At 54.0% G+C, this 17,653-nt stretch carries 21 protein-coding genes; 10 read left to right on the forward strand and 11 right to left on the reverse strand.

All coding sequences use genetic code 11. The annotated features are described in order from the left end of the window. Together QMZ65_RS15180 and QMZ65_RS15185 are read right to left on the reverse strand one after the other, a co-directional pair. On the reverse strand, positions 1-206 hold a 206-nt coding region (locus tag QMZ65_RS15180), incomplete at its 3' end, for a DUF8684 domain-containing protein (protein ID WP_502921530.1). Positions 207-432: 226 nt separating this feature from the next. Further along, positions 433-975 carry a chorismate mutase gene (locus QMZ65_RS15185; RefSeq protein WP_160867171.1) on the reverse strand — a complete coding sequence of 181 codons (543 nt, stop codon included), beginning with the start codon at positions 973-975 and terminating at the stop codon, positions 433-435. 144 nt (positions 976-1,119) lie between these two features. Between QMZ65_RS15185 and QMZ65_RS15190 the strand changes: the two genes are divergently transcribed. From QMZ65_RS15190 to QMZ65_RS15210, 5 genes are all read left to right on the forward strand, one after another. After that, positions 1,120-1,692 (forward strand): peroxiredoxin, encoded by a 573-nt coding sequence (locus QMZ65_RS15190; protein ID WP_058960236.1) that lies wholly within the window; start codon positions 1,120-1,122, stop codon positions 1,690-1,692. A 15-nt stretch (positions 1,693-1,707) separates the two neighbouring features. Continuing rightward, positions 1,708-2,937: a protein-disulfide reductase DsbD family protein gene (locus QMZ65_RS15195; protein WP_283216251.1), complete on the forward strand. Its 1,230-nt coding sequence runs from the start codon at positions 1,708-1,710 to the stop codon at positions 2,935-2,937. A gap of 17 nt (positions 2,938-2,954) precedes the next feature. Further along, the gene (locus QMZ65_RS15200; RefSeq protein ID WP_283216252.1) at positions 2,955-3,506 is read left to right on the forward strand and encodes a sigma-70 family RNA polymerase sigma factor; all 552 of its coding nucleotides are present in this window, start codon (positions 2,955-2,957) and stop codon (positions 3,504-3,506) included. After that, a complete protein-coding gene (locus QMZ65_RS15205; RefSeq protein ID WP_283216253.1) occupies positions 3,499-4,128 on the forward strand; it encodes an NrsF family protein in 630 nt (209 codons plus the stop codon). Before QMZ65_RS15200 ends, QMZ65_RS15205 begins: the two co-directional genes overlap by 8 nt. A 133-nt stretch (positions 4,129-4,261) precedes the next feature. Further along, positions 4,262-4,906 (forward strand): hypothetical protein, encoded by a 645-nt coding sequence (locus QMZ65_RS15210; RefSeq protein WP_283216254.1) that lies wholly within the window; start codon positions 4,262-4,264, stop codon positions 4,904-4,906. Between the two features lie 94 nt (positions 4,907-5,000). Here QMZ65_RS15210 and QMZ65_RS15215 read toward each other — a convergent pair whose 3' ends face one another. Further along, entirely contained in the window at positions 5,001-5,396 is a 396-nt protein-coding gene (locus QMZ65_RS15215; protein WP_097118885.1) for a winged helix-turn-helix transcriptional regulator, read from the reverse strand. Positions 5,397-5,496: 100 nt separating this feature from the next. Between QMZ65_RS15215 and QMZ65_RS15220 the strand changes: the two genes are divergently transcribed. Then, positions 5,497-6,228, forward strand: a complete 732-nt coding sequence (locus QMZ65_RS15220; RefSeq protein ID WP_283216255.1) for an SDR family NAD(P)-dependent oxidoreductase — start codon at positions 5,497-5,499, stop codon at positions 6,226-6,228. Between the two features lie 116 nt (positions 6,229-6,344). Here the strand turns inward: QMZ65_RS15220 and QMZ65_RS15225 are convergent, their stop codons facing one another. Then, entirely contained in the window at positions 6,345-6,695 is a 351-nt protein-coding gene (locus tag QMZ65_RS15225; protein ID WP_058960242.1) for a TonB family protein, read from the reverse strand. Positions 6,696-6,833: 138 nt separating this feature from the next. Between QMZ65_RS15225 and QMZ65_RS15230 the strand changes: the two genes are divergently transcribed. After that, the gene (locus QMZ65_RS15230) at positions 6,834-7,205 is read left to right on the forward strand and encodes a hypothetical protein (RefSeq protein ID WP_283216256.1); all 372 of its coding nucleotides are present in this window, start codon (positions 6,834-6,836) and stop codon (positions 7,203-7,205) included. A gap of 110 nt (positions 7,206-7,315) precedes the next feature. Here the strand turns inward: QMZ65_RS15230 and QMZ65_RS15235 are convergent, their stop codons facing one another. Beyond that, positions 7,316-8,383 carry an SDR family oxidoreductase gene (locus QMZ65_RS15235; RefSeq protein ID WP_097118881.1) on the reverse strand — a complete coding sequence of 356 codons (1,068 nt, stop codon included), beginning with the start codon at positions 8,381-8,383 and terminating at the stop codon, positions 7,316-7,318. A 100-nt stretch (positions 8,384-8,483) separates the two neighbouring features. Here QMZ65_RS15235 and QMZ65_RS15240 point away from each other — a divergent pair, with 100 nt between their 5' ends. Then, complete coding sequence (locus tag QMZ65_RS15240; RefSeq protein ID WP_283216257.1) at positions 8,484-9,386, forward strand: LysR family transcriptional regulator; 903 nt, start codon at positions 8,484-8,486, stop codon at positions 9,384-9,386. Positions 9,387-9,493: 107 nt separating this feature from the next. Here QMZ65_RS15240 and QMZ65_RS15245 read toward each other — a convergent pair whose 3' ends face one another. After that, complete coding sequence (locus QMZ65_RS15245; protein ID WP_283216258.1) at positions 9,494-10,915, reverse strand: hypothetical protein; 1,422 nt, start codon at positions 10,913-10,915, stop codon at positions 9,494-9,496. Positions 10,916-11,138: 223 nt separating this feature from the next. Here QMZ65_RS15245 and QMZ65_RS15250 point away from each other — a divergent pair, with 223 nt between their 5' ends. Continuing rightward, on the forward strand, positions 11,139-12,533 hold the full coding sequence (locus tag QMZ65_RS15250; protein WP_283216259.1) for an amidase: 1,395 nt from the start codon (positions 11,139-11,141) through the stop codon (positions 12,531-12,533). 117 nt (positions 12,534-12,650) lie between these two features. Continuing rightward, positions 12,651-13,586: a helix-turn-helix domain-containing protein gene (locus QMZ65_RS15255; RefSeq protein WP_097118877.1), complete on the forward strand. Its 936-nt coding sequence runs from the start codon at positions 12,651-12,653 to the stop codon at positions 13,584-13,586. Between the two features lie 12 nt (positions 13,587-13,598). On the opposite strand, the gene QMZ65_RS15260 is transcribed toward QMZ65_RS15255, so the two are convergent. From QMZ65_RS15260 to QMZ65_RS15280, 5 genes are all read right to left on the reverse strand, one after another. Continuing rightward, entirely contained in the window at positions 13,599-14,189 is a 591-nt protein-coding gene (locus QMZ65_RS15260; protein ID WP_283216260.1) for an ANTAR domain-containing response regulator, read from the reverse strand. A 128-nt stretch (positions 14,190-14,317) separates the two neighbouring features. Beyond that, a complete protein-coding gene (locus tag QMZ65_RS15265) occupies positions 14,318-15,022 on the reverse strand; it encodes an ABC transporter ATP-binding protein (RefSeq protein ID WP_160867158.1) in 705 nt (234 codons plus the stop codon). Next, positions 15,015-15,746, reverse strand: coding sequence for an ATP-binding cassette domain-containing protein (locus QMZ65_RS15270; RefSeq protein WP_166932726.1), 732 nt, complete (start codon positions 15,744-15,746; stop codon positions 15,015-15,017). The genes QMZ65_RS15265 and QMZ65_RS15270 overlap by 8 nt, the downstream gene beginning before the upstream one ends. Then, positions 15,743-16,774 (reverse strand): branched-chain amino acid ABC transporter permease, encoded by a 1,032-nt coding sequence (locus QMZ65_RS15275; protein ID WP_283216261.1) that lies wholly within the window; start codon positions 16,772-16,774, stop codon positions 15,743-15,745. Before QMZ65_RS15275 ends, QMZ65_RS15270 begins: the two co-directional genes overlap by 4 nt. Next, positions 16,774-17,643, reverse strand: a complete 870-nt coding sequence (locus QMZ65_RS15280; protein ID WP_160834401.1) for a branched-chain amino acid ABC transporter permease — start codon at positions 17,641-17,643, stop codon at positions 16,774-16,776. The genes QMZ65_RS15275 and QMZ65_RS15280 overlap by 1 nt, the downstream gene beginning before the upstream one ends. Positions 17,644-17,653 lie beyond the last annotated feature (10 nt).

Genomic DNA, 17,653 nt, shown 5'->3' on the forward strand with positions numbered 1-17,653 from the left:
GGCGCAGCGGCTGCAGGTGCAACGGCGGTCGCCAGCGCAGGCTGCTGCATCACTGGCGCAGCATAAGCCTGTTGCATCATCGGGTAGCCGGCATTAGCAGGTGAACGGCTGATACGAACTGACTCTTCGCCTTCAGAGATTTCCAGCTCGGAGATGCCGGACTCTTCAACCAGTTCGATCAGTTTCTTAATTTTACGAATATCCATGAAAACCTTTTCCTACGCGTTATCAACTCGCAGCAGTTATAGCAGAGGGGATTCTTGAGCAGGACATAGGGAGTTCAGTTGGGGTTATAAGGAAAAGGTGGCGGAGTGGATCGTTGGTCATCTGAATTTTATCCCCAGGTGGGGATATCGTGGATAATATTGCAGTTTGAGAGGTAAATGACATACTAGAGAAGCGTAATCTTATTACGCCTCTTATGAATAACCGTTACTTCTTCAGACTAATTTTCTGCAGGGCTTCCCACAGCCTCGTTTTATCACCCTGTTCCAGATTCGCTTGATCAAGCGTGTGCAGAAAGGCGGCTTTATCGGTGAAGGGTTTGCCCTGCGCTAACTGCGCACGGATACCACTCAGAATGCTGGCGCTCAGCACATTAATTTTGCTTCTGACCTGATCCAGCGGCAAAGGCTGCCAACCTTGTTCAGGTGTGGAGAGCCAATCTGCGCGATAGCGATATTGAATCGCTTTTGCTGCATCCATCTGAGCCTGCACAAAGGGTTTCACAGACTCGCCCGCTAAGCCCAGCTTTTCGGCTTGCTGCACAGCACTGGCCAGCACTTTTTCTTCTTGCGGCAGATCTTCAATCGCAAGATGATTGGCGGCTTTATAACCGGCCACATCCTTCATATAGGACAGGCGTTGATTGATCAGGGAAGCCACATCGCTATCAATGACAGGTGCCGCCAACGCGGTGGCCGAGCAAGATAACCCAATTAACAAAATGATTTTACTGAAATAATTCCGATTCATCTCTCTTAGCCTCTTTTTCCATGAGTCACATTGCGTCGCTAATTTAACTTTTTTTTACTGGCACCGAAACCTTTTCGCCCCCTCCAGCGAACTGATGTATTGAGTCACTAAAACCGGACCTCCCTTACATCGCAGGAGCAGATAATGAAATCGTTTAAAACCCTCGTTTGTACTCTGAGCATCACCGCCGCATTGGGCCTCTCTGCCACCGCTTTTAATGCCAGCGCCGCGCTGCCGGTTGGTGCAAAGGCACCAAATTTCGAACTGCAAGGTGCATTAGCTGGCAAACCATTGACCTTCTCGCTGCAAAAAGCGCTGCAAAAAGGGCCAGTGGTGCTTTACTTCTTCCCGGCCGCATTCAGTGCGGGCTGTACGATTGAAGCGCATGACTTCGCCGAAGCCACCGACAACTTCACCAAAATGCACGCCACAGTTATTGGTGTGACTGCAGGCAATACCGATCAGGTGAGCGATTTCTCTAAACTGGAGTGCCGTGACAAATTCGCTGTTGCCGCCGACCCAGGTGCAAAAGTGGCCGCTCAGTATCAAACCACCATGCAGATGAAAGGCAAAACCCTTTCCGATCGTACCTCTTATGTTATTGCGCCTAATGGCGACATCCTGCTGAGTTACACTGATAGAAACCCGGATACGCACATTGAGAAAGCCCTCGCCGCCGTGAAGCAGTACGACGCTGCACATCCGCAAACTAACTAAGCAAAGAGGCCAGCGATGTTAACCGCCATGCTGGCCGCCTTTATTGGCGGCATCATTCTGAACTTAATGCCCTGCGTCTTTCCGGTCATCTCCCTTAAAGCGCTCGGCCTGTTGCGCCACACTGACAATGCCGCCAACGCGCGTCGTGAAGGTTTAGGCTTTTTACTGGGCGTGATCGTTACCATGATGGCGCTGGCGGGTATTTTGCTGGCCGCGCGTGCAGGCGGTGCTGCTGTAGGCTGGGGATTCCAGTTACAGTCCCCCCTGGTGATTGCACTGCTGTCACTGGTGATCCTCGCCGCTGCGCTCAATCTGCTTGGCGTATTTGAAGTGGGCCTGTCGGTACAACGTGTTGGATCCGTTGAAATCAATCGCGGCGCCTTCTTACGTTCTGCACTCACTGGCGTATTGGCAATTTTGGTTGCCACCCCTTGTGCGGCACCGTTTATGGCTAGTGCGATCGGCTATGCCCTGGTGCAACCCCCTGCTGTGGCGCTGGTGATCTTCTTCGCCCTGGCACTCGGTTTCGCAGCGCCTTTCACACTGATTTCTCTTTTCCCTCAGCTGGCGAGATTCTTGCCTCGTCCAGGCGCATGGATGGATGTACTGAAGCGCGGTTTAGCCTTCCCAATGTTTGGCGCTTATGCCTGGCTGGTATGGGTGCTCGCGCAACAGGCAGGCAGCGCGGCATTGGCTACACTGTTAGTAGCCTCAGTGGTGGTAGCATTCGCGGGCTGGCTATATGGGATGGCGCAACATCGCCGCTTTGCCGGTAAAGGCCATAAAGTGCTGTTCGCCGTGACCGCCGTATTGGTTATCGCCGTGCTGGCCCCACTGCCGCAGTTAATTCAACCGGGCGCAGCGCTGGCAGGTGACCAGGTAGCCAGCCAGCTCACTAAAGAGAAGTGGACACCGCAAGCCGTCGCCTCTCAACGTGGACACGGTAAAGCCATCTTTGTCGATTTCACCGCCTCATGGTGTATTACCTGTCAGGTGAATGAAAAAACCTCCCTTTCGACGCAGGTAGTTAAAGACGCGTTGGCAAAAACCGGTACGGTGTATATGGTGGCGGACTCCACCAAGTTTAATCCCGATGTCGATGACGCCATGAGCGAGTTTGGTCAGGGCGGACTGCCGATGTATCTGGTTTACCCCGCCGATGGCGGGCCGCCAAAAGTGCTGCCGCAAGTGCTGACACCGAGCATTGTGGTGAATGCGCTGCAAGCGGCCAGCACCAAGGCGTAATTGTTTCAAGGCGGATTATGCAAGCAAGTGATAGCGCGCGCGAAAGTTGGCCCGCGCTAATGGAACAGGCGCAGGCGGGCGATCAGCTCGCCTACACCCGACTGCTCAAAGCATTAGTGCCGGTGATACGCGGGCAAATACGCCAACAACTCACCGACCAGGCATTAGTGGAAGATGTGATTCAGGATGTGCTGCTAACGGTGCATCGGGTGCGTCACACCTATGATCCTGCCTACCCGTTCTTACCCTGGCTGATGGCCATCATCTCCGCTCGCGCCGTGGATGCCCTGCGGCGACGCGGACGCCATCAGCAATGGGAAGTCCATGAAGAAACGCTAACTGAAGCTGCCATTGCGCCAGAGGCACCATCGCTGGATACACAAGAGGAACTGGCTGGCTATCTGCGCCAGCTTCCCTCGCGCCAGCGCGAGATTGTCGAGCATGTTCACCTGCGCGAAATGAGCCTGACGGAAGCGGCAGAACATAACAATTTAAGTGTGGCAGCGGTGAAATCGCTGTTGCATCGCGCGCTAGGTAATCTGCGTCGCTTTGGAGCACACCATGAATAATCATGACCTGTTAATCGAAAAACTCAGCCGCGACATGCAGCCCGTTCAACCGATGCGGCCGACTTATTGGCGTGTCTTGATGTGGCTGCTGCTGGCACTGCCCTGCGGCATCGCCGCCAGTTTTCTGGTGCAGCGCACCCTCACCGACTGGTCACAACCCGGTGCGATGCGCGCGCTCATCCAGTTGGCGCTGGCGTTTGTGCTCGGCTTGTTTGCGATTCGTAATGCGTTCAACATGAGCATCCCTGGTCGCCGCAGTGTCAGTTGGAAAGTGCTGCTGACGCTGGGTTTATTGTGGTTGGGATTGAGCCTGAGCAGTATCCCGCACGCCGTAGTGGAGGCACATGATAATGACAGCACGCGCTGTTTTACCTTCCTGTTAGTGGTGAGCACACCGATGATGGTGCTGATGATTGCCAGTTTACGCAAGACACGTGCACTCCATCCGGTACGCAGCCTGGCGATGGCCGGACTGGGCATATCCTGCATGGCCGTCACCATGCTGGCGTTTTGCCATCCGGTGCATCTGCATCCGATGGATTTTGTCATGCATCTAGCCGCCATTGTGGTGATTATCGTTATGACAGTGCTGCTTGGTCGTCGCTGGGTAAGATTGGGTTGAGGTGATAAAAGGATGTCATTCTCCCTATTAAAATAGAAAACAGGAGTCTGGCTCTCATTAAATCCACCTCATCCCTATCCTTTCATGTGTTAAGTTAATTAATGGAGAGAGGCAATCAAGTGAAGGAATACACATGCCAGTGCTTAACAAGGGGGATTCAAATATGGCCATAATGCCAATGTCATACAGCCCCAATACATTACAACGACGTTTTGAGATTATTGATGAGTTTGAAATGGGTAGTTCTACTTACTGGATTATCTATGATCGAAAAACACCTTTTTCAGCAGTCGTCGATGCTGGTCCAGCATTAATTGAGAACGATTTACGTCATCGCGTCATTGCTACGTTGGAACTGATTCGCGTTGAACATTTTGATGGGCTCAGCGTAAAGTCATTCTGGCAGGATGCTGCCGCGCTGCAGGTTGAAGGGGTTGTGGTACAAGAGATCATGCAAGGTTTTGGTCTTGCAACCCGCATGTATGAAACCTTGGTGGTGCATCAAAATATCACGCTGATGAGTGATCATCACCACTATGAAGACGGAAAAGCACTTTGGAAACACATTGCGCAGAAGTCTCGTCTGTTGCAGGTTTTTGTTTTAGATATAAACGAAGGTAAATTTTATCCCTACGACGGCACCAAAATACGTTATGACGGCATTTGCATCCCCGAAAGTAAAATATGGAGTGTTCATCCTGATGAATCCTTGCAGGGGATTATTTTGATTGCTGAGGCTAAAGAAAAAGTCTCAGCATTATCCGTCCCTGTTATATAAACAGGTAAAAATAAAGGTGAGTAAACGGCAGCGCATGAAGTGTAAAATATCGCGCTGCCCGTCTTTCTGAGTTCATCTAATTAAAACCCAACCATTAGGCTTCTTCCGCCACCTTCTTTTCTTCATTACGAGCAATGTCGTAAGCGGCTTGAGCCTGTTCCATCACCGGGCCGTACTCCATCGCCCAACTCGCCAGGGCCATAAAGGGCTGCTGCAGCGTCTGCGCTAAAGGTGTGATGCTGTATTCCACGCTCACCGGCGAAGTTGGCAGCACTTTACGGTTCACAAGACCATTGCGCTCCAGACGTTTGAGCGCATCCGCCAGTGCTTTATGGGTAATCCCCTCCAGTCTGCGGCGAATCTCATTGAACCTTGAGGGCTGTGTGCAAAGCACGGTGAGAATTAATATCGACCATTTATTGGTGATGTTTTCCAAAACAGGTCGGGTTTTACCGATATCAATCAAAGGCTTGTCAGTTTTCTCATTCATGGCGATATACCCGTATATATCTGATATAAACTAAGTGCGTAATTGATATCAAGTATAGTTTTTATATCATCTGGGTTCCACTCTTAAAGGAGCATTGCAGATGAGCAGATTAGAAAACAAAGTTGCCGTGGTACTGGGCGGCGCAAAAGGTATCGGTTTGGCGATCAGCCAGCGTTTCGCCAGCGAAGGAGCAACCACCTGGTTTACCTCCCGTCGTGAAGAAGAATTAGCTACTGCCAGCCGCAAGATATCCGGCATCGCGAAGCCATTACGCGCCGATGTTAGTCAGAACGAAGAGCTGGTCGGTATTATGGACACCATCAAAAGCACGTCAGGCCATTTGGATGTGTTGGTGATCAATGCGGGTATGTCGGAATACGCCCGGTTAGACGAGATCAGTGAGTCTCACTACGAGCAGATTTTCGGACTTAACGTGCGCTCGCCGCTCTTTGCCTTACAAGCTGCGTTGCCCCTGCTGAAACCGGGTGCGAGCGTGGTTCTGATTGGCTCGATTGCGGATGTGATTGGCACGGAAGGCTATGGTGTTTACTCTGCCAGCAAAGCCGCTCTGCGCTCCTTTGCCCGCACCTGGACCCGTGAACTCGCCGCACGCGGTATCCGCGTCAATGTGGTTGCACCCGGCCCTGTGGATACTGAAATGATGGCAGCAGCTTCAGAACAGGTTCGAAATGGACTCACCAGCGCCATACCGCTCGGCAGAATGGCACAACCGGAAGAGGTGGCGAATGCTGCGTTGTTCCTTGCCAGTGATGAAAGCAGTTACATCGCGGGTGCTGAGATCTGCGTTGATGGTGGATTGACCCAGGTTTAGATGCGGCATACAAACAGCCATCGCATGATGGCTGTCACTTCATTTCAGGGCAGACACGGTTCGAAATCAGTATGCTTTTCTCACCACACCTTAGGCGCTCTAAGATCACTCACCCATCACAACATCGAATCACTGATATTGGGCGGAGGACTCACGCGCATCACCACTTTCATTGGAATATTTTTAGCGGGATGGCCTTTTTCAAATCGCCATTTGTTCACCGCTCTTATAACCGCGTCATCAAACAGATGGTCGGGTGTGGATTGCACAATGCGCATTTCACTGACCTTCCCTTGCGCATCGACATCATAAAAAAATTGCACCTTTCCTTCGATATGATTCTTTGCAGCATAAAAAGGATATTCAGGCTTATCCATTCGCAGGGCTTTAGGCTGTGCTTTATTGGCGGATGAAGTGGTGCAACCTGATAATGCCAGAGTGAGAATGATGGGTATGACCTTAAACATAACAACCTCCTGTTGTTGAGAATCATTCTCATGTTATCATCACATGATATCAACAAGATAGCGCCAGTTTAGCGTAAAGAATCCTTCATTAGGCTTCTGCTAGCATGTTCATCCATCAAGATTAAGGAATAATCGTCAATGAAAAACATCGTATTTATCTACATGCCCAGTCCAACATTGTTAAGAACACCGGGATTCGGAGTGAGTGGCGGATTGTTTGCCTATTTTCGCGAAGATAAATATATCGCCGCAGTGCAGAAGGCGATCGATAAACGCCAATTGAACTGGCGCTTCACTCGCGACACCACAGAATCAAATATTGAAACGCTTATGGACGAAGGTGTTGAATTACTGGTCTGTGCACCCGGTCTACGCTTTATGTTTTATCGCAAGAATTTTGATAAGCAACGCATGGTGTTTCTCACCACCATGGCATACCTGAGTAACGACGTCCGGCCTGTAATGCGTAAAATACGGGAACGGGAAGACAGGGAAGATTTGTTGGACTAAAGGGCTCGGATACCTCATGTCGGATATTACAGCCCCAAAATATTATGAGTTGTTGTTCATGAAGGTGCGCATTGATGCGCACCTGGATAACCGGTCACGATGAAAAAAAGCTACTGCGGAATCACCTTCTCCGCTTTCAGCCGATCAAACAGCGCAATAAACGAATCCAGCGTGGAACGATAGCCGATGAATCCCGCTTTGCGGCTTTTGCTCATGTCGGTGAATGCTTCCATTGGACGCCCAAGGTCCGCATCGGTGTGCCACCACGAAGCCAGCTTATTAACGTCCGCCTCTTGCAGCTGTTCGCGCGCGGCAATTTCACGCCATGCGTCGGCGGCCTGTTGCATGCGCCCTTCCAGAGGCATCATCTGTGCAGGATACGCGGCGGCTTCAACGTTAAAGTAAGCGGCCAGTCGTGGCCACAGCCAGTTCCAGCGGAATACATCGCCGTTGACCGCGTTGAAGTCCTGATTCGCTGCTTCATCCGCCGTCGCTGCCCAAAACAACTGCTCCGCCAGCAAACCGGCGTCAGTCACATCAGCAATACCGTTCCACTGTTCCGGCGAGCCGGGGAAGATAAATGGCCAGCCCTTCTCGCGACACAGCGTGGCATACACCGCCAGCGTCTGCCCCATGTTCATGGCGTTGCCCACTGCATAACCGATGATGGTGTGCGGGCGATGCACGCTCCAGCGATAGCCATATTGCTCGGCACCGGCAAAGATTTCATCTTCCTGCGCATAGTAGAAGTTATCGACCGGCTGGCGTCCCTGTTCTTCACGGAACGGCGTCACCGGCACAGCTCCTTTGCCATACGCCTCAAATGGACCCAGATAGTGTTTCAGCCCGGTCACCAGCGCCACGTGCGCACCGTTCAGGCGCTCACCCAGCGCTTCAATCACATTACGCACCATGCCGCCGTTCACGCGAATGTTCTCTTTTTCGTTCTCCTGACGCGCCCAGACGCTAAAGAACACCGCATCAGGCTTCTCTTGTGACAGTGCAGTGCTGACCGCGTCAGCATCGGTCAGATCTGCGGTCAGACTGCGGCACCCTTCGGGGATCGCACCGCGCCCGCGTGACAATCCGGTCACCTGCCATCCTTCACTTTGCAGTTTTTCCGCCAGCGCACGCCCAATCACACCGCTAATGCCGACAATTAACGCTTGCTTTTGCATTTCAATTCTCCTCGGTTTCGGTAATCATTAGCCTAATAGAGAATTCAATTCCTATCTCTGGCTTTAATTCACATCATTCATAACCTGGATTCACGAATAGATGCACGATCAACGCCTGAAAGATATCGTACCCTTTGTGGCCAGCGTCGAAAGCGGCAGTTTCGCGGCAGCGGCAGAACGTTTACACCTGACCGGTTCGGCCGTCAGTAAAAGCGTCACGCGACTTGAGACGCGACTCGGCTCACGCTTGCTGGAACGCACCACGCGCAGTCTGAAGCTCACCGATGCAGGCAACGCCTACTACCAAACCTGCCTGCGCATTATGGAGGAGCTGGCCGAAGCCGAAGCGGTGCTGGCGGCGCAGCGCACCATTCCTTCGGGGCGATTGCGCGTGGCGGTGCCAAATACTTATGGCCGACTGGGCGTCATGCCGCTGCTGATTCCATTTTGTCAGCAACATCCCGAGCTGGAACTCAATCTCACCTTCTCGGATCGTTTTATCGATCTGTTTGATGAGGGGATCGATGTCGCGGTGCGCATTGGCGGATCGCCGGATGTACCGGCCTCGCTTGGCTGCCGTCAGATGGGTCGCGAGCGCATGGTGTTTTGCGCTGCACCCGATTATCTGGCGCGCCATGGACGTCCTCACAATGAAAGCGAGCTATTGCAACATCAGGCCATCATGTATGAACGCGTGGATGGCAGCAGCAAGCCCTGGCTGTTCACCACTTCAGATGGCCACCCGCACTGGCGCAATGTGCCACACCGGATGGCACTGGGTGACGTGGATGCACAAGTGCAGGCGCTGTGTGGCGGATTAGGCGTGGCGCAGATGCCCTCCTGGCTGGTGCGCGAGCCGCTGGCGCGCGGTGAACTGGAGATTATCTTGCCGGAGCAACAGCCCGATGGATTGGCTCTGACGCTGATATGGCCGCGCCGCAAGCAGCTGTTGCCAAAAGTCGATGCGCTATTGACCGCGCTGGAGGAATTACAGATTCGCTGAGGTGGGCGGCCTGAAGGCCGCCTGCTACCGCGAGCGCGACCATAATGACGTGCAGGTTTTTTTAGCGGGCCAGTGTCCCCGTATCAGGATCGCACCGGGGATCCTGTTTAATTTTCAGGGTCAAACAGTGCGCGGGCGTAATTCTGAGATGAGACCTTTTTCTCGCCGTGCGGGATCTCCACGCTATCGATAAGCTTGGCTTGCTGATAGCTTTTCACCGTTTCATGCTGAGTGAGTTGCTGCGTAGTCTGTGCTGTCAGCTCACCTTTTTTGTTCTGCGAAACCACGGTCTGGCTACGCTCTTTATCGTCAATCAGATGATAGCGGTAATTTTGAGATGACTTAAGTGCCGTCAGTTTCGCTGCCCCGTCTGAATCCAGTGCGGTGTGGAAACTGGCTTTGAGTTTGAACAGCGTATCCTGTGTCAAATCCTGGGTATCAGTGTGCTGTTGCGAGCGGGTTTGCTGCGCGACCTCTAAAGAGAAAGTGTCCTGCTCCTCCGGTTTATAAGGATTATCAGAACGCGGCGTCTGCTGATAGCTGGCGGAAAAATCGGCCAATCCACTAATGGCACCGTTTTTAGCGGCATTAGCATCAATGGAGATCACTCGCTGGGTATTCACGCTGTGGCTAGCCTGTCCTTGCGTGGTATTCAGCGTCCGGAAGCTGGCTTTGAAGAGGTTCAGCATGTCGCGATCGCCGTGCCCACGCGTTGCGGCCTGATCAAATTTGGCAGACCACTGATCGAGTGCGGCGGCCTGCTGCTCGGCGCTGCCTGCCTGAGTCAGCTTTGACACATCCGTATCGAGCTTGATACTGACATCCCCGTTGTGAAAACCGAGCCAGCGCTCGTTATCATCCGCGTGAAGATTGAGCGATTGCGTCACGTTGTCGCCATTACGCAGATCGGTCTTCAAATCGACACTTTTCAGCTGTGAGCTATCAAACTTCATTAGGTCGCTGATATCTAGCTGTGTTGTCCCTGCATCCAAACCGTCCAGCGCTTGTTGCAACCCGTCGGAGAGTTGGCTGATAGCTGTAGCTTCATCACTGTTAAGCTTGCCCCCACTGGTATTCAGCTCCACCACCAGTCCACCCTGCTGGCGTGTCATTTGCAGACTCACCTCAATCCCCGATTGTGTGGTCACGGTGAGCGCCACCGCGCTCTGACTGTTGCTGGTGCCGTTGGCTGATGAGGTTGCGGGCACGCTTAACGTGACATTGTCACCACTCTGCACCAGGCCTTTAAGCAAACTGCTGCCGATACCGTTCATACCAACGCCGCCCGATTGTGACGCCGCGTTGAGTTGCGCCTGTAAATTGCTGCTGATCGTGCCGCTGCTCTGTACCTGTGCTGGCACAATTTTATAGATGGCGGCAATCGCCTCGCTTGCTTCACTGAAGGTCACTTTCGTGGACGCTTCAGCCTGTAAGTGGTTTTGTGCTGCATTGCTGTTTGCGGTGGTATTTACGCTTGAACCCGCAGAAATCAGGTTGCGTAGAACGCTGCTGCCAATCCCATTTAGCATCAAAATAATCCTTCTTGTGAACTATTCCTGAAGGTTATCGGCATCATATCGCCATGCTTTAATGTTCCCCTCCGGTTAACGCCAGCTCCTGATAGACCGCTGGCACTTCTGGCACAGCATCTGTCTGCTTAAACACAGCCGAACCCGCGCGTCTGATTTACGTTGTTGATCAACACATTGTCTACCGCACAGGTAGCCCCCCTTAAACAGAGGTAAGGTCGCGATGAACAATCTGCATTACAAAAGCTTGCTGGAAATTGGACGCCTGATTCAGTCTGGCGACATCACCTCGGTAGCGGTCACTGAATCACTATTAACGCGCATCGACACACTGGATAGCGATCTGCACAGCTATTTCTACGTGATGCGCGACAGTGCATTAAAACAGGCGGCAGAGGCGGATCAGGAAATTGCAGCTGGCAAATTGCGTGGCCCGCTGCACGGCGTGCCGATCGCCTTAAAAGATCTAATCTGGACTAAAGATGCGCCCACCAGCCACGGCATGATCATCCACAAGGATCACTATCCGGCAGAAGACTCCACGGTGGTTGATCGTTTCCGCGCTGCCGGTGCGGTGATCCTCGGCAAGCTGACGCAAACTGAAAGCGCCTTTGCCGATCACCATCCGGAAATCACCCGCCCTAATAACCCCTGGGGCTGCGCCCTCTGGACCGGTGTCTCCTCCAGCGGTTCTGGCGTCGCGACTGCGGCTGGACTCTGTTATGGCGCGATTGGCACCGATACCGGCGGCTCCATTCGCTTCCCGTCAAATGCCAACGGACTGACCGGCATCAAACCGACCTGGGGTCGCGTCACGCGCCACGGTGCCTGTGAGCTGGCGGCGTCGCTCGATCACATCGGTCCGATGGCACGATCCGCAGGCGATGCCGCTGCGATGCTGCAAGCCATTGCCGGGCGCGATGATAAAGATCCGACCTCCAGCAGCGAGCCGGTGCCGGACTACCTGGCGTTGATGACGCACGGCGTTAGCAAAATGCGCATCGGACTGGATGCAGGCTGGACGTTAGAGAAGGTGGATGCGGAAACCCGTGCCGCGCTGGAATCGGCGATAGCTACCCTGACATCGCTGGGTGCCACCTTCGTGGACATCACTGTGCCAGACACGGAAAAAGCCGCCGCCGAGTGGAGTGCGCTCTGTGCAGTGGAAACCGCCCTGGCGCATGAAGAGACCTATCCGGCGCAGAAAGATCAATACGGTCCAGGGTTATCTGGTCTGCTGGATCTTGGCCATCAGGTCTCCGCACTGGAGTATCAGCGCCTGCTGCTGAGCCGTGCGGCACTGCGTGGCGATATTTCTGCCCTGTTCAGCAAAGTGGATTTGATTCTGGCACCCGCCACCGCTTATGCCGGATTAACCTGGGACACCATGACCCGTTTTGGTACCGATCAGGCACTTTTTAACGGCGTATTGCGCTATACCAGTGCATTTGACGCGAGCGGGCATCCCACCATCACCCTGCCATGTGGCATGACTTCCGCCGGTGCACCCATTGGTTTCCAGTTAGTCGCCGCCCATTTCGATGAAACCGCAATGATTCAGGGCGCCTGGGCTTATCAGCAAGTCACTGAATGGCATAAAAAACATCCTGCTATCTAAAGCTGCTTATTTTGGCCGCACTGCACTTCGGGTGCGGCCTTTTCATGTCGATATGGCCTGAAACTTGCTTGGTTTATTGTGATTTCACCCTTTTCGCCAGGTTTAGGGGATGTTGCCATGAAAGAAACGTTCACCACGGATCACTTAGATAATCGCCACCGCTTTGATGCCTGGCGCGATGCCGTCTGTTCGCGCTTGATTAATGCCGAGGCGCGTCAGGTTAATGCCGGTACTTTTTCCGGCAGCTTTGGTTATTCCATGCTGGGCCATGTCGATATCGCACACCACGTGTCACAAACCGCGCTGGTGTGGCAACGCACCACCGAGTGCATTCGCCGCCATCCTAATCATGATTTTTATCTCGGCTACGTTCGTTCCGGCATCGGGACATTGCGGCAAAACGATAACCAGTCACGGGTGAGCGCAGGGGATGTGGTGATTTACGATGCCGCAACGCCCTTTGATTTCGCCATGGATAACGTGGCCATCAACATTGTGCATTTGCCGCGCCAGATGATTGAAAAAGAGGCACCAGCGATTGCCCGGCTCGCGGGGAAAACGCTGGATCTTAGTCGTCCCGGAATGACCTCACTCAAGCAATTACTGGAAGAGGCATTTGTCTTTAACGCGGAGAGTGAGAACACCTTTCTCGCGGAACAGTTCGCCAATACGTTGATCAATATGATCTCGGTGAGTGTCAATTTGCAGAAAGGCGATGACGCACTAAAACCGGATCTTTACTCGCGGGTGGTGAGTTATTTACGGCAAAATCTGCAGGAAGCGGACCTGACCATGGCGCAAATTGCCAATGCCCATCATGTTTCACCGCGCACCATCAGCCGCGTGTTTGCTGCACACGGCACCACGCCGATGAATTTTGTCTGGCAGGAGCGCCTGCTGGCGTGTCGCAAGGCGCTAGCCGAAGGTAAAGCGCGCAACATCACGCAGGTGGCGCTAGATCACGGCTTTAGCGATATGTCGCATTTCAGTCTCGCCTTCCGCAAAGCCTTTGGTTACACCCCGAGCAGTCTGCTGAGACAAACCGAGGCGTAACGGCGTTTTGTTTTACCCTTTCTGCAACTGACTGATCACACGCTCAGCAGTAAATTCCAGGCTGCTGCGCGTGTTCATCGCTTCGGTACGCATAAAGCGATATGCCCCCGACTCATCCAGACCGAAAGTCTGCATCAACACGCCTTTAGCCTGCGCCAGTCGCTCATTCCTCAGTTTACGCTGTTGGCGAGCCTGCAGTTCACCCCGCAACTGGGCATTCTGCTGGGCGGATCGCCAGGTGCCGATGATCTGCACAATCAAGGCAAAGGGGTTTAGTTCTCGCTCGGCGATGGCAGCGGGTTGCAGTTTCATTAGCAGCGGAAACAAGCGCGCATCGTGGCAGTTCGCCAGTGCAATCACCGGTGTGTGATGCTGTTGCAATGAACGAAACAGCGGCGTTAATACCGCCTCGTGGTGATTTTCAATCGCCACCAACAGCAGTTGCGCGTCAGCCGGACGTTCGGCGACAGGCGGCCAGCTGTGTTGTGCGTGACAACCGATTTGCGTCAACGAGGCACAAAAAGCCCGCACGCTTTGCGAATCAGGATGGAAAATATGCAACCGCACACCCGCAAGCGTTTTCAGCAAAGATGGCTCATTCATGTTTCACCCGTGTGCATTCTGAAGTTCGAAGCATCACGTTAGAGGAGTCAGGCAATCGATGCTGTGTTGCTGCTGCCGGGTGCTGTGTCAGGCGAGACAGGGCATGCACCCCGTCCCGCTTCCACGATTTAGGCGTGAAACCCTAAAAACTGCTCTGCCACACTGGCACTCGGCTGGGCGCGCGGATCAATCTGCTGCACAATCTGCCCTTTTTCAATCACATGGATCCGATCCGATAACGCATACAGAAACTCAATATCCTGCTCTACCAGAATGATCGAGATATCCATTTCATGCCTCAGCCGCTGCAGCGTCTCGATGATCTCCTCACAGATATTCGGTTGAATGCCTTCGGTTGGTTCATCCAGCAACACCAGCTGGGGCTGCCCGCAGAGACAGCGCGCCAACGCCAGCAGTTGCTGCTCGCCGCCCGAGAGCGCCCCGCCCGGTTGAGCCAGTAAACGTTTCAGGCGCGGGAAAATCTCCAGCATCTGCTCGATGATCTGACCCGCACGCGAAAAGTGCTTCACGCAGCCCATGCGCAGGTTCTCTTCCACCGTCAGCAGCGGGAAGATCTGTCGCCCTTGCGGCACAAAACCGATGCCGGCCGCCGCCCGTTGGTGGGCCTGATAGCGCGTGATATCAATGCCGTTGAGCGCGATTGTTCCCTGCCAGGCAGGTAGCTCTCCCATGATGGTGCGCAGCAGCGTGGTTTTTCCCATGCCGTTGCGTCCTAACACACCGGTGAAGGATTTCGCCCCGACAAACAGCTCGGACAAGTGCAGGACCGGAATTTTGTTGTAGCCCGAGACCATCTCTTTTATTTCAAGCATGTTTAATCTCCAGATTGCCGAGATACGCCTCTTTCACCAGAGGATTCTGCGTCACCTCGCGGAAAGTCCCCTCCGCCAGCACCGCGCCCTGATTAAACACCGTGACCTGCTGCGCGATCATGCTGATGAACTCCATATCGTGCTCCACCACCACCACAGTGCTCTGTTGATTGATCGCTTTAATCAGCTGGGCGGTTTTACGCACTTCCTGATGCGTCATGCCTGCGGCGGGTTCATCCAGCAACACCAGTTGCGGACGAGAAATCAGGATCATCCCTAACTCCACCCACTGTCGCTGCCCGTGCGCCAGTTCAGAGAGCACGGCATCCTGATGATCTTCCAGTCCGATATCGTGCAACACCTGATCAATTGCGGAGGACAGAGCTGCTTTCGCCAGCTTATTGGCTGCCGCCTGCCACAGATTCTCCCGAACACTCAACCCTTCAAAGACGCTCGGCACCTGAGTTTTGATGCCGATACCCAACCGGGCAATATCCCACGGGCGTTTGCCGGAGATCACTTGATTGCGGTAGCGGCACTCACCGCGCGTGGGCGTTACCTGACCGCTGAGCATTTTGAAAAAGGTGCTTTTCCCCGCGCCGTTCGGGCCGATCAAGCAGCGAAGCTCCCCTTCATGCAGGGTGAAATCCACCTCCTTCACCGCATGCACACCACCAAAACTGACGCCCATTTTGCGGGTTTCCAATAGGACTGTTGCCGTCATGGTTTCACCTCACTCACCGATGTGCGGGTTGCAGGCAGCGTGTTCGGACGCTTGCGTCGCCACAGCCGTTGTAAGGTCGGTAAAATGCCTCCGGGGATCAGCAGCACAAACACTGCCAGAATCACGCCGAGCACCAGATTGACATCCACCGTTTGCTGCGCGCCCAGCCGTGTCACCATCCACTGCAACAGCACACAGCTGATCACCGGACCGATCAACGTGCCGCGCCCCCCGACGATCACCCAAATGATGATCTGTGCCGACTGACTGATACTAAACACCCCGGGGCTGACAAAGGCACCCCAGTTGACGTACAGGCATCCAGCTAACCCGGCAATCGCCGCGCCAATGGCAAAGGTGACGAGCTTATGTGCCGGCACGTTGTAGCCGAGCAGTCCTGCGCGCTGTTCGTTTTCCCGAATGGCCACCACCGTTTTGCCAAAGCGGCTGAGCAGCACAAACTTCAGCAGCGCATAGCAGAGCGCCAACGCACCGGCGGTCACCATAAAGATCGCCTCCGGTGACAAAATGGCATCTGGCTGGAATGGCATGTTGAGTGTCGGCACTGACGGAATACCATTGAACCCACCCAGCAGCGCTTCGCCGATATGGTATTCACTGCCCGAGGTGGAGTTTACCCAGTTAAACAGCACCAGGCTCACGGCTAACGTGATCGCGCCGAGGTACACATCACTGACGCCGCCGTAGAAGATCACGTAACCGAGAAGCAGAGAGAACAGCGTGGGCAGGAGAATCGCCATCACCACCGCCCAGGTGGAATCCCCCCAGTTAATGGCGCAAATGGCGTAGGTATAGGCCCCCAGTCCAAAAAATGCCGCCTGACCAAAACAGAGGATGCCGCCGTAGCCCCAGATAAACGCCAGGCTGAGTGACAACAGTCCCATCACTAAAAACACCGTAATGGAGAGCAAGGTGTACAGCTCAATCGCACCAGCGAGCCAAAACGCCAGCAGGATCAGCATCAGGGCACTGAGCACAATGCGCACTTTTTCCGAAAACAGTTTCATTACAGCGATCTCCTGAAGAAGCGCCCGGTGATACCGTGCGGCAGCAGTCGCAGCAGCACAATGGCACTCAACAGCAGCGCCACCGCACCAAACACCGGCGTGGAGAGATAGGTCACCAGTTGCGAAATGGTGCCAAACAGCGTGGAAGAGGTCAGCGTGCCGGCGATGATGGCGCTGCCCCCGCCGATTACCGTGATAAAGGCTTTGGCAATAAAGCTAACGCCGATGGTCGGTATCACGCCGGTGATCGGTGCCAGCAGCGCGCCACCCAATCCGGAGAGCGCGGCTCCCAGACCGAAGGTCAGGCTGTAGATTTTACCGGGATTGCTGCCTAGCGCCGCCGCCATGCGCGCATTCTGCATGGTGGCACGTGCGCACAATCCCAATGTGGTGAAGCGCAGCAACAGCCACAATGCCGCCACCAGACACAGCGCAAACACAATCATAAACAGCGAATAGCCGCTGGTGCTGTAACTTCCCACATTCACGCTGGGCAGCGGCGAGCTGATGCCCAGCGTGGTGTTGCCAAACAGCATGGTCGCGGCACCGATCAACGCCAGACTCAACCCCCAGGTGGCCAGCATGGTGTCGATCATCCTGCCGTAGAGATGACGAATAATGACGCGTTCAATCACCATGCCAAACACGCCAACACAAATCGGCGCAACTACCAGCATGGAGATCCAGATCGGCACGCCAAGGTGGTTAGTGGCCATAATGGCGCTGTAGCCGCCCAGCATCATAAATTCGCCGTGCGCCATATTGACGATTTTCATCATGCCAAACACCACCGCCAGCCCCAGACTCATGATCACCAGCACCGCGATGGCATTCAGCACTTCGATGCCATAGATAACCGACAGATCCATTAGCGCCTCC

The organism is Pantoea sp. EABMAA-21, assembly GCF_030053335.1.
GTDB classification, from domain to species: Bacteria; Pseudomonadota; Gammaproteobacteria; order Enterobacterales; family Enterobacteriaceae; genus Pantoea; species Pantoea communis.

Coding starts and splice junctions, on each gene's coding strand:
- QMZ65_RS15225 (WP_058960242.1), bottom strand. CDS start 6,695: ATGTTTAAGGTCATACCCATCATTCTCACTCTGGCATTATCAGGTTGC.
- QMZ65_RS15200 (WP_283216252.1), top strand. CDS start 2,955: ATGCAAGCAAGTGATAGCGCGCGCGAAAGTTGGCCCGCGCTAATGGAA.
- QMZ65_RS15235 (WP_097118881.1), bottom strand. CDS start 8,383: ATGCAAAAGCAAGCGTTAATTGTCGGCATTAGCGGTGTGATTGGGCGT.
- QMZ65_RS15265 (WP_160867158.1), bottom strand. CDS start 15,022: ATGCTTGAAATAAAAGAGATGGTCTCGGGCTACAACAAAATTCCGGTC.
- QMZ65_RS15240 (WP_283216257.1), top strand. CDS start 8,484: ATGCACGATCAACGCCTGAAAGATATCGTACCCTTTGTGGCCAGCGTC.
- QMZ65_RS15215 (WP_097118885.1), bottom strand. CDS start 5,396: ATGAATGAGAAAACTGACAAGCCTTTGATTGATATCGGTAAAACCCGA.
- QMZ65_RS15280 (WP_160834401.1), bottom strand. CDS start 17,643: ATGGATCTGTCGGTTATCTATGGCATCGAAGTGCTGAATGCCATCGCG.
- QMZ65_RS15220 (WP_283216255.1), top strand. CDS start 5,497: ATGAGCAGATTAGAAAACAAAGTTGCCGTGGTACTGGGCGGCGCAAAA.
- QMZ65_RS15195 (WP_283216251.1), top strand. CDS start 1,708: ATGTTAACCGCCATGCTGGCCGCCTTTATTGGCGGCATCATTCTGAAC.
- QMZ65_RS15210 (WP_283216254.1), top strand. CDS start 4,262: ATGCCAGTGCTTAACAAGGGGGATTCAAATATGGCCATAATGCCAATG.
- QMZ65_RS15260 (WP_283216260.1), bottom strand. CDS start 14,189: ATGAATGAGCCATCTTTGCTGAAAACGCTTGCGGGTGTGCGGTTGCAT.
- QMZ65_RS15270 (WP_166932726.1), bottom strand. CDS start 15,746: ATGACGGCAACAGTCCTATTGGAAACCCGCAAAATGGGCGTCAGTTTT.
- QMZ65_RS15275 (WP_283216261.1), bottom strand. CDS start 16,774: ATGAAACTGTTTTCGGAAAAAGTGCGCATTGTGCTCAGTGCCCTGATG.
- QMZ65_RS15205 (WP_283216253.1), top strand. CDS start 3,499: ATGAATAATCATGACCTGTTAATCGAAAAACTCAGCCGCGACATGCAG.
- QMZ65_RS15245 (WP_283216258.1), bottom strand. CDS start 10,915: ATGCTAAATGGGATTGGCAGCAGCGTTCTACGCAACCTGATTTCTGCG.
- QMZ65_RS15255 (WP_097118877.1), top strand. CDS start 12,651: ATGAAAGAAACGTTCACCACGGATCACTTAGATAATCGCCACCGCTTT.
- QMZ65_RS15185 (WP_160867171.1), bottom strand. CDS start 975: ATGAATCGGAATTATTTCAGTAAAATCATTTTGTTAATTGGGTTATCT.
- QMZ65_RS15230 (WP_283216256.1), top strand. CDS start 6,834: ATGAAAAACATCGTATTTATCTACATGCCCAGTCCAACATTGTTAAGA.
- QMZ65_RS15250 (WP_283216259.1), top strand. CDS start 11,139: ATGAACAATCTGCATTACAAAAGCTTGCTGGAAATTGGACGCCTGATT.
- QMZ65_RS15190 (WP_058960236.1), top strand. CDS start 1,120: ATGAAATCGTTTAAAACCCTCGTTTGTACTCTGAGCATCACCGCCGCA.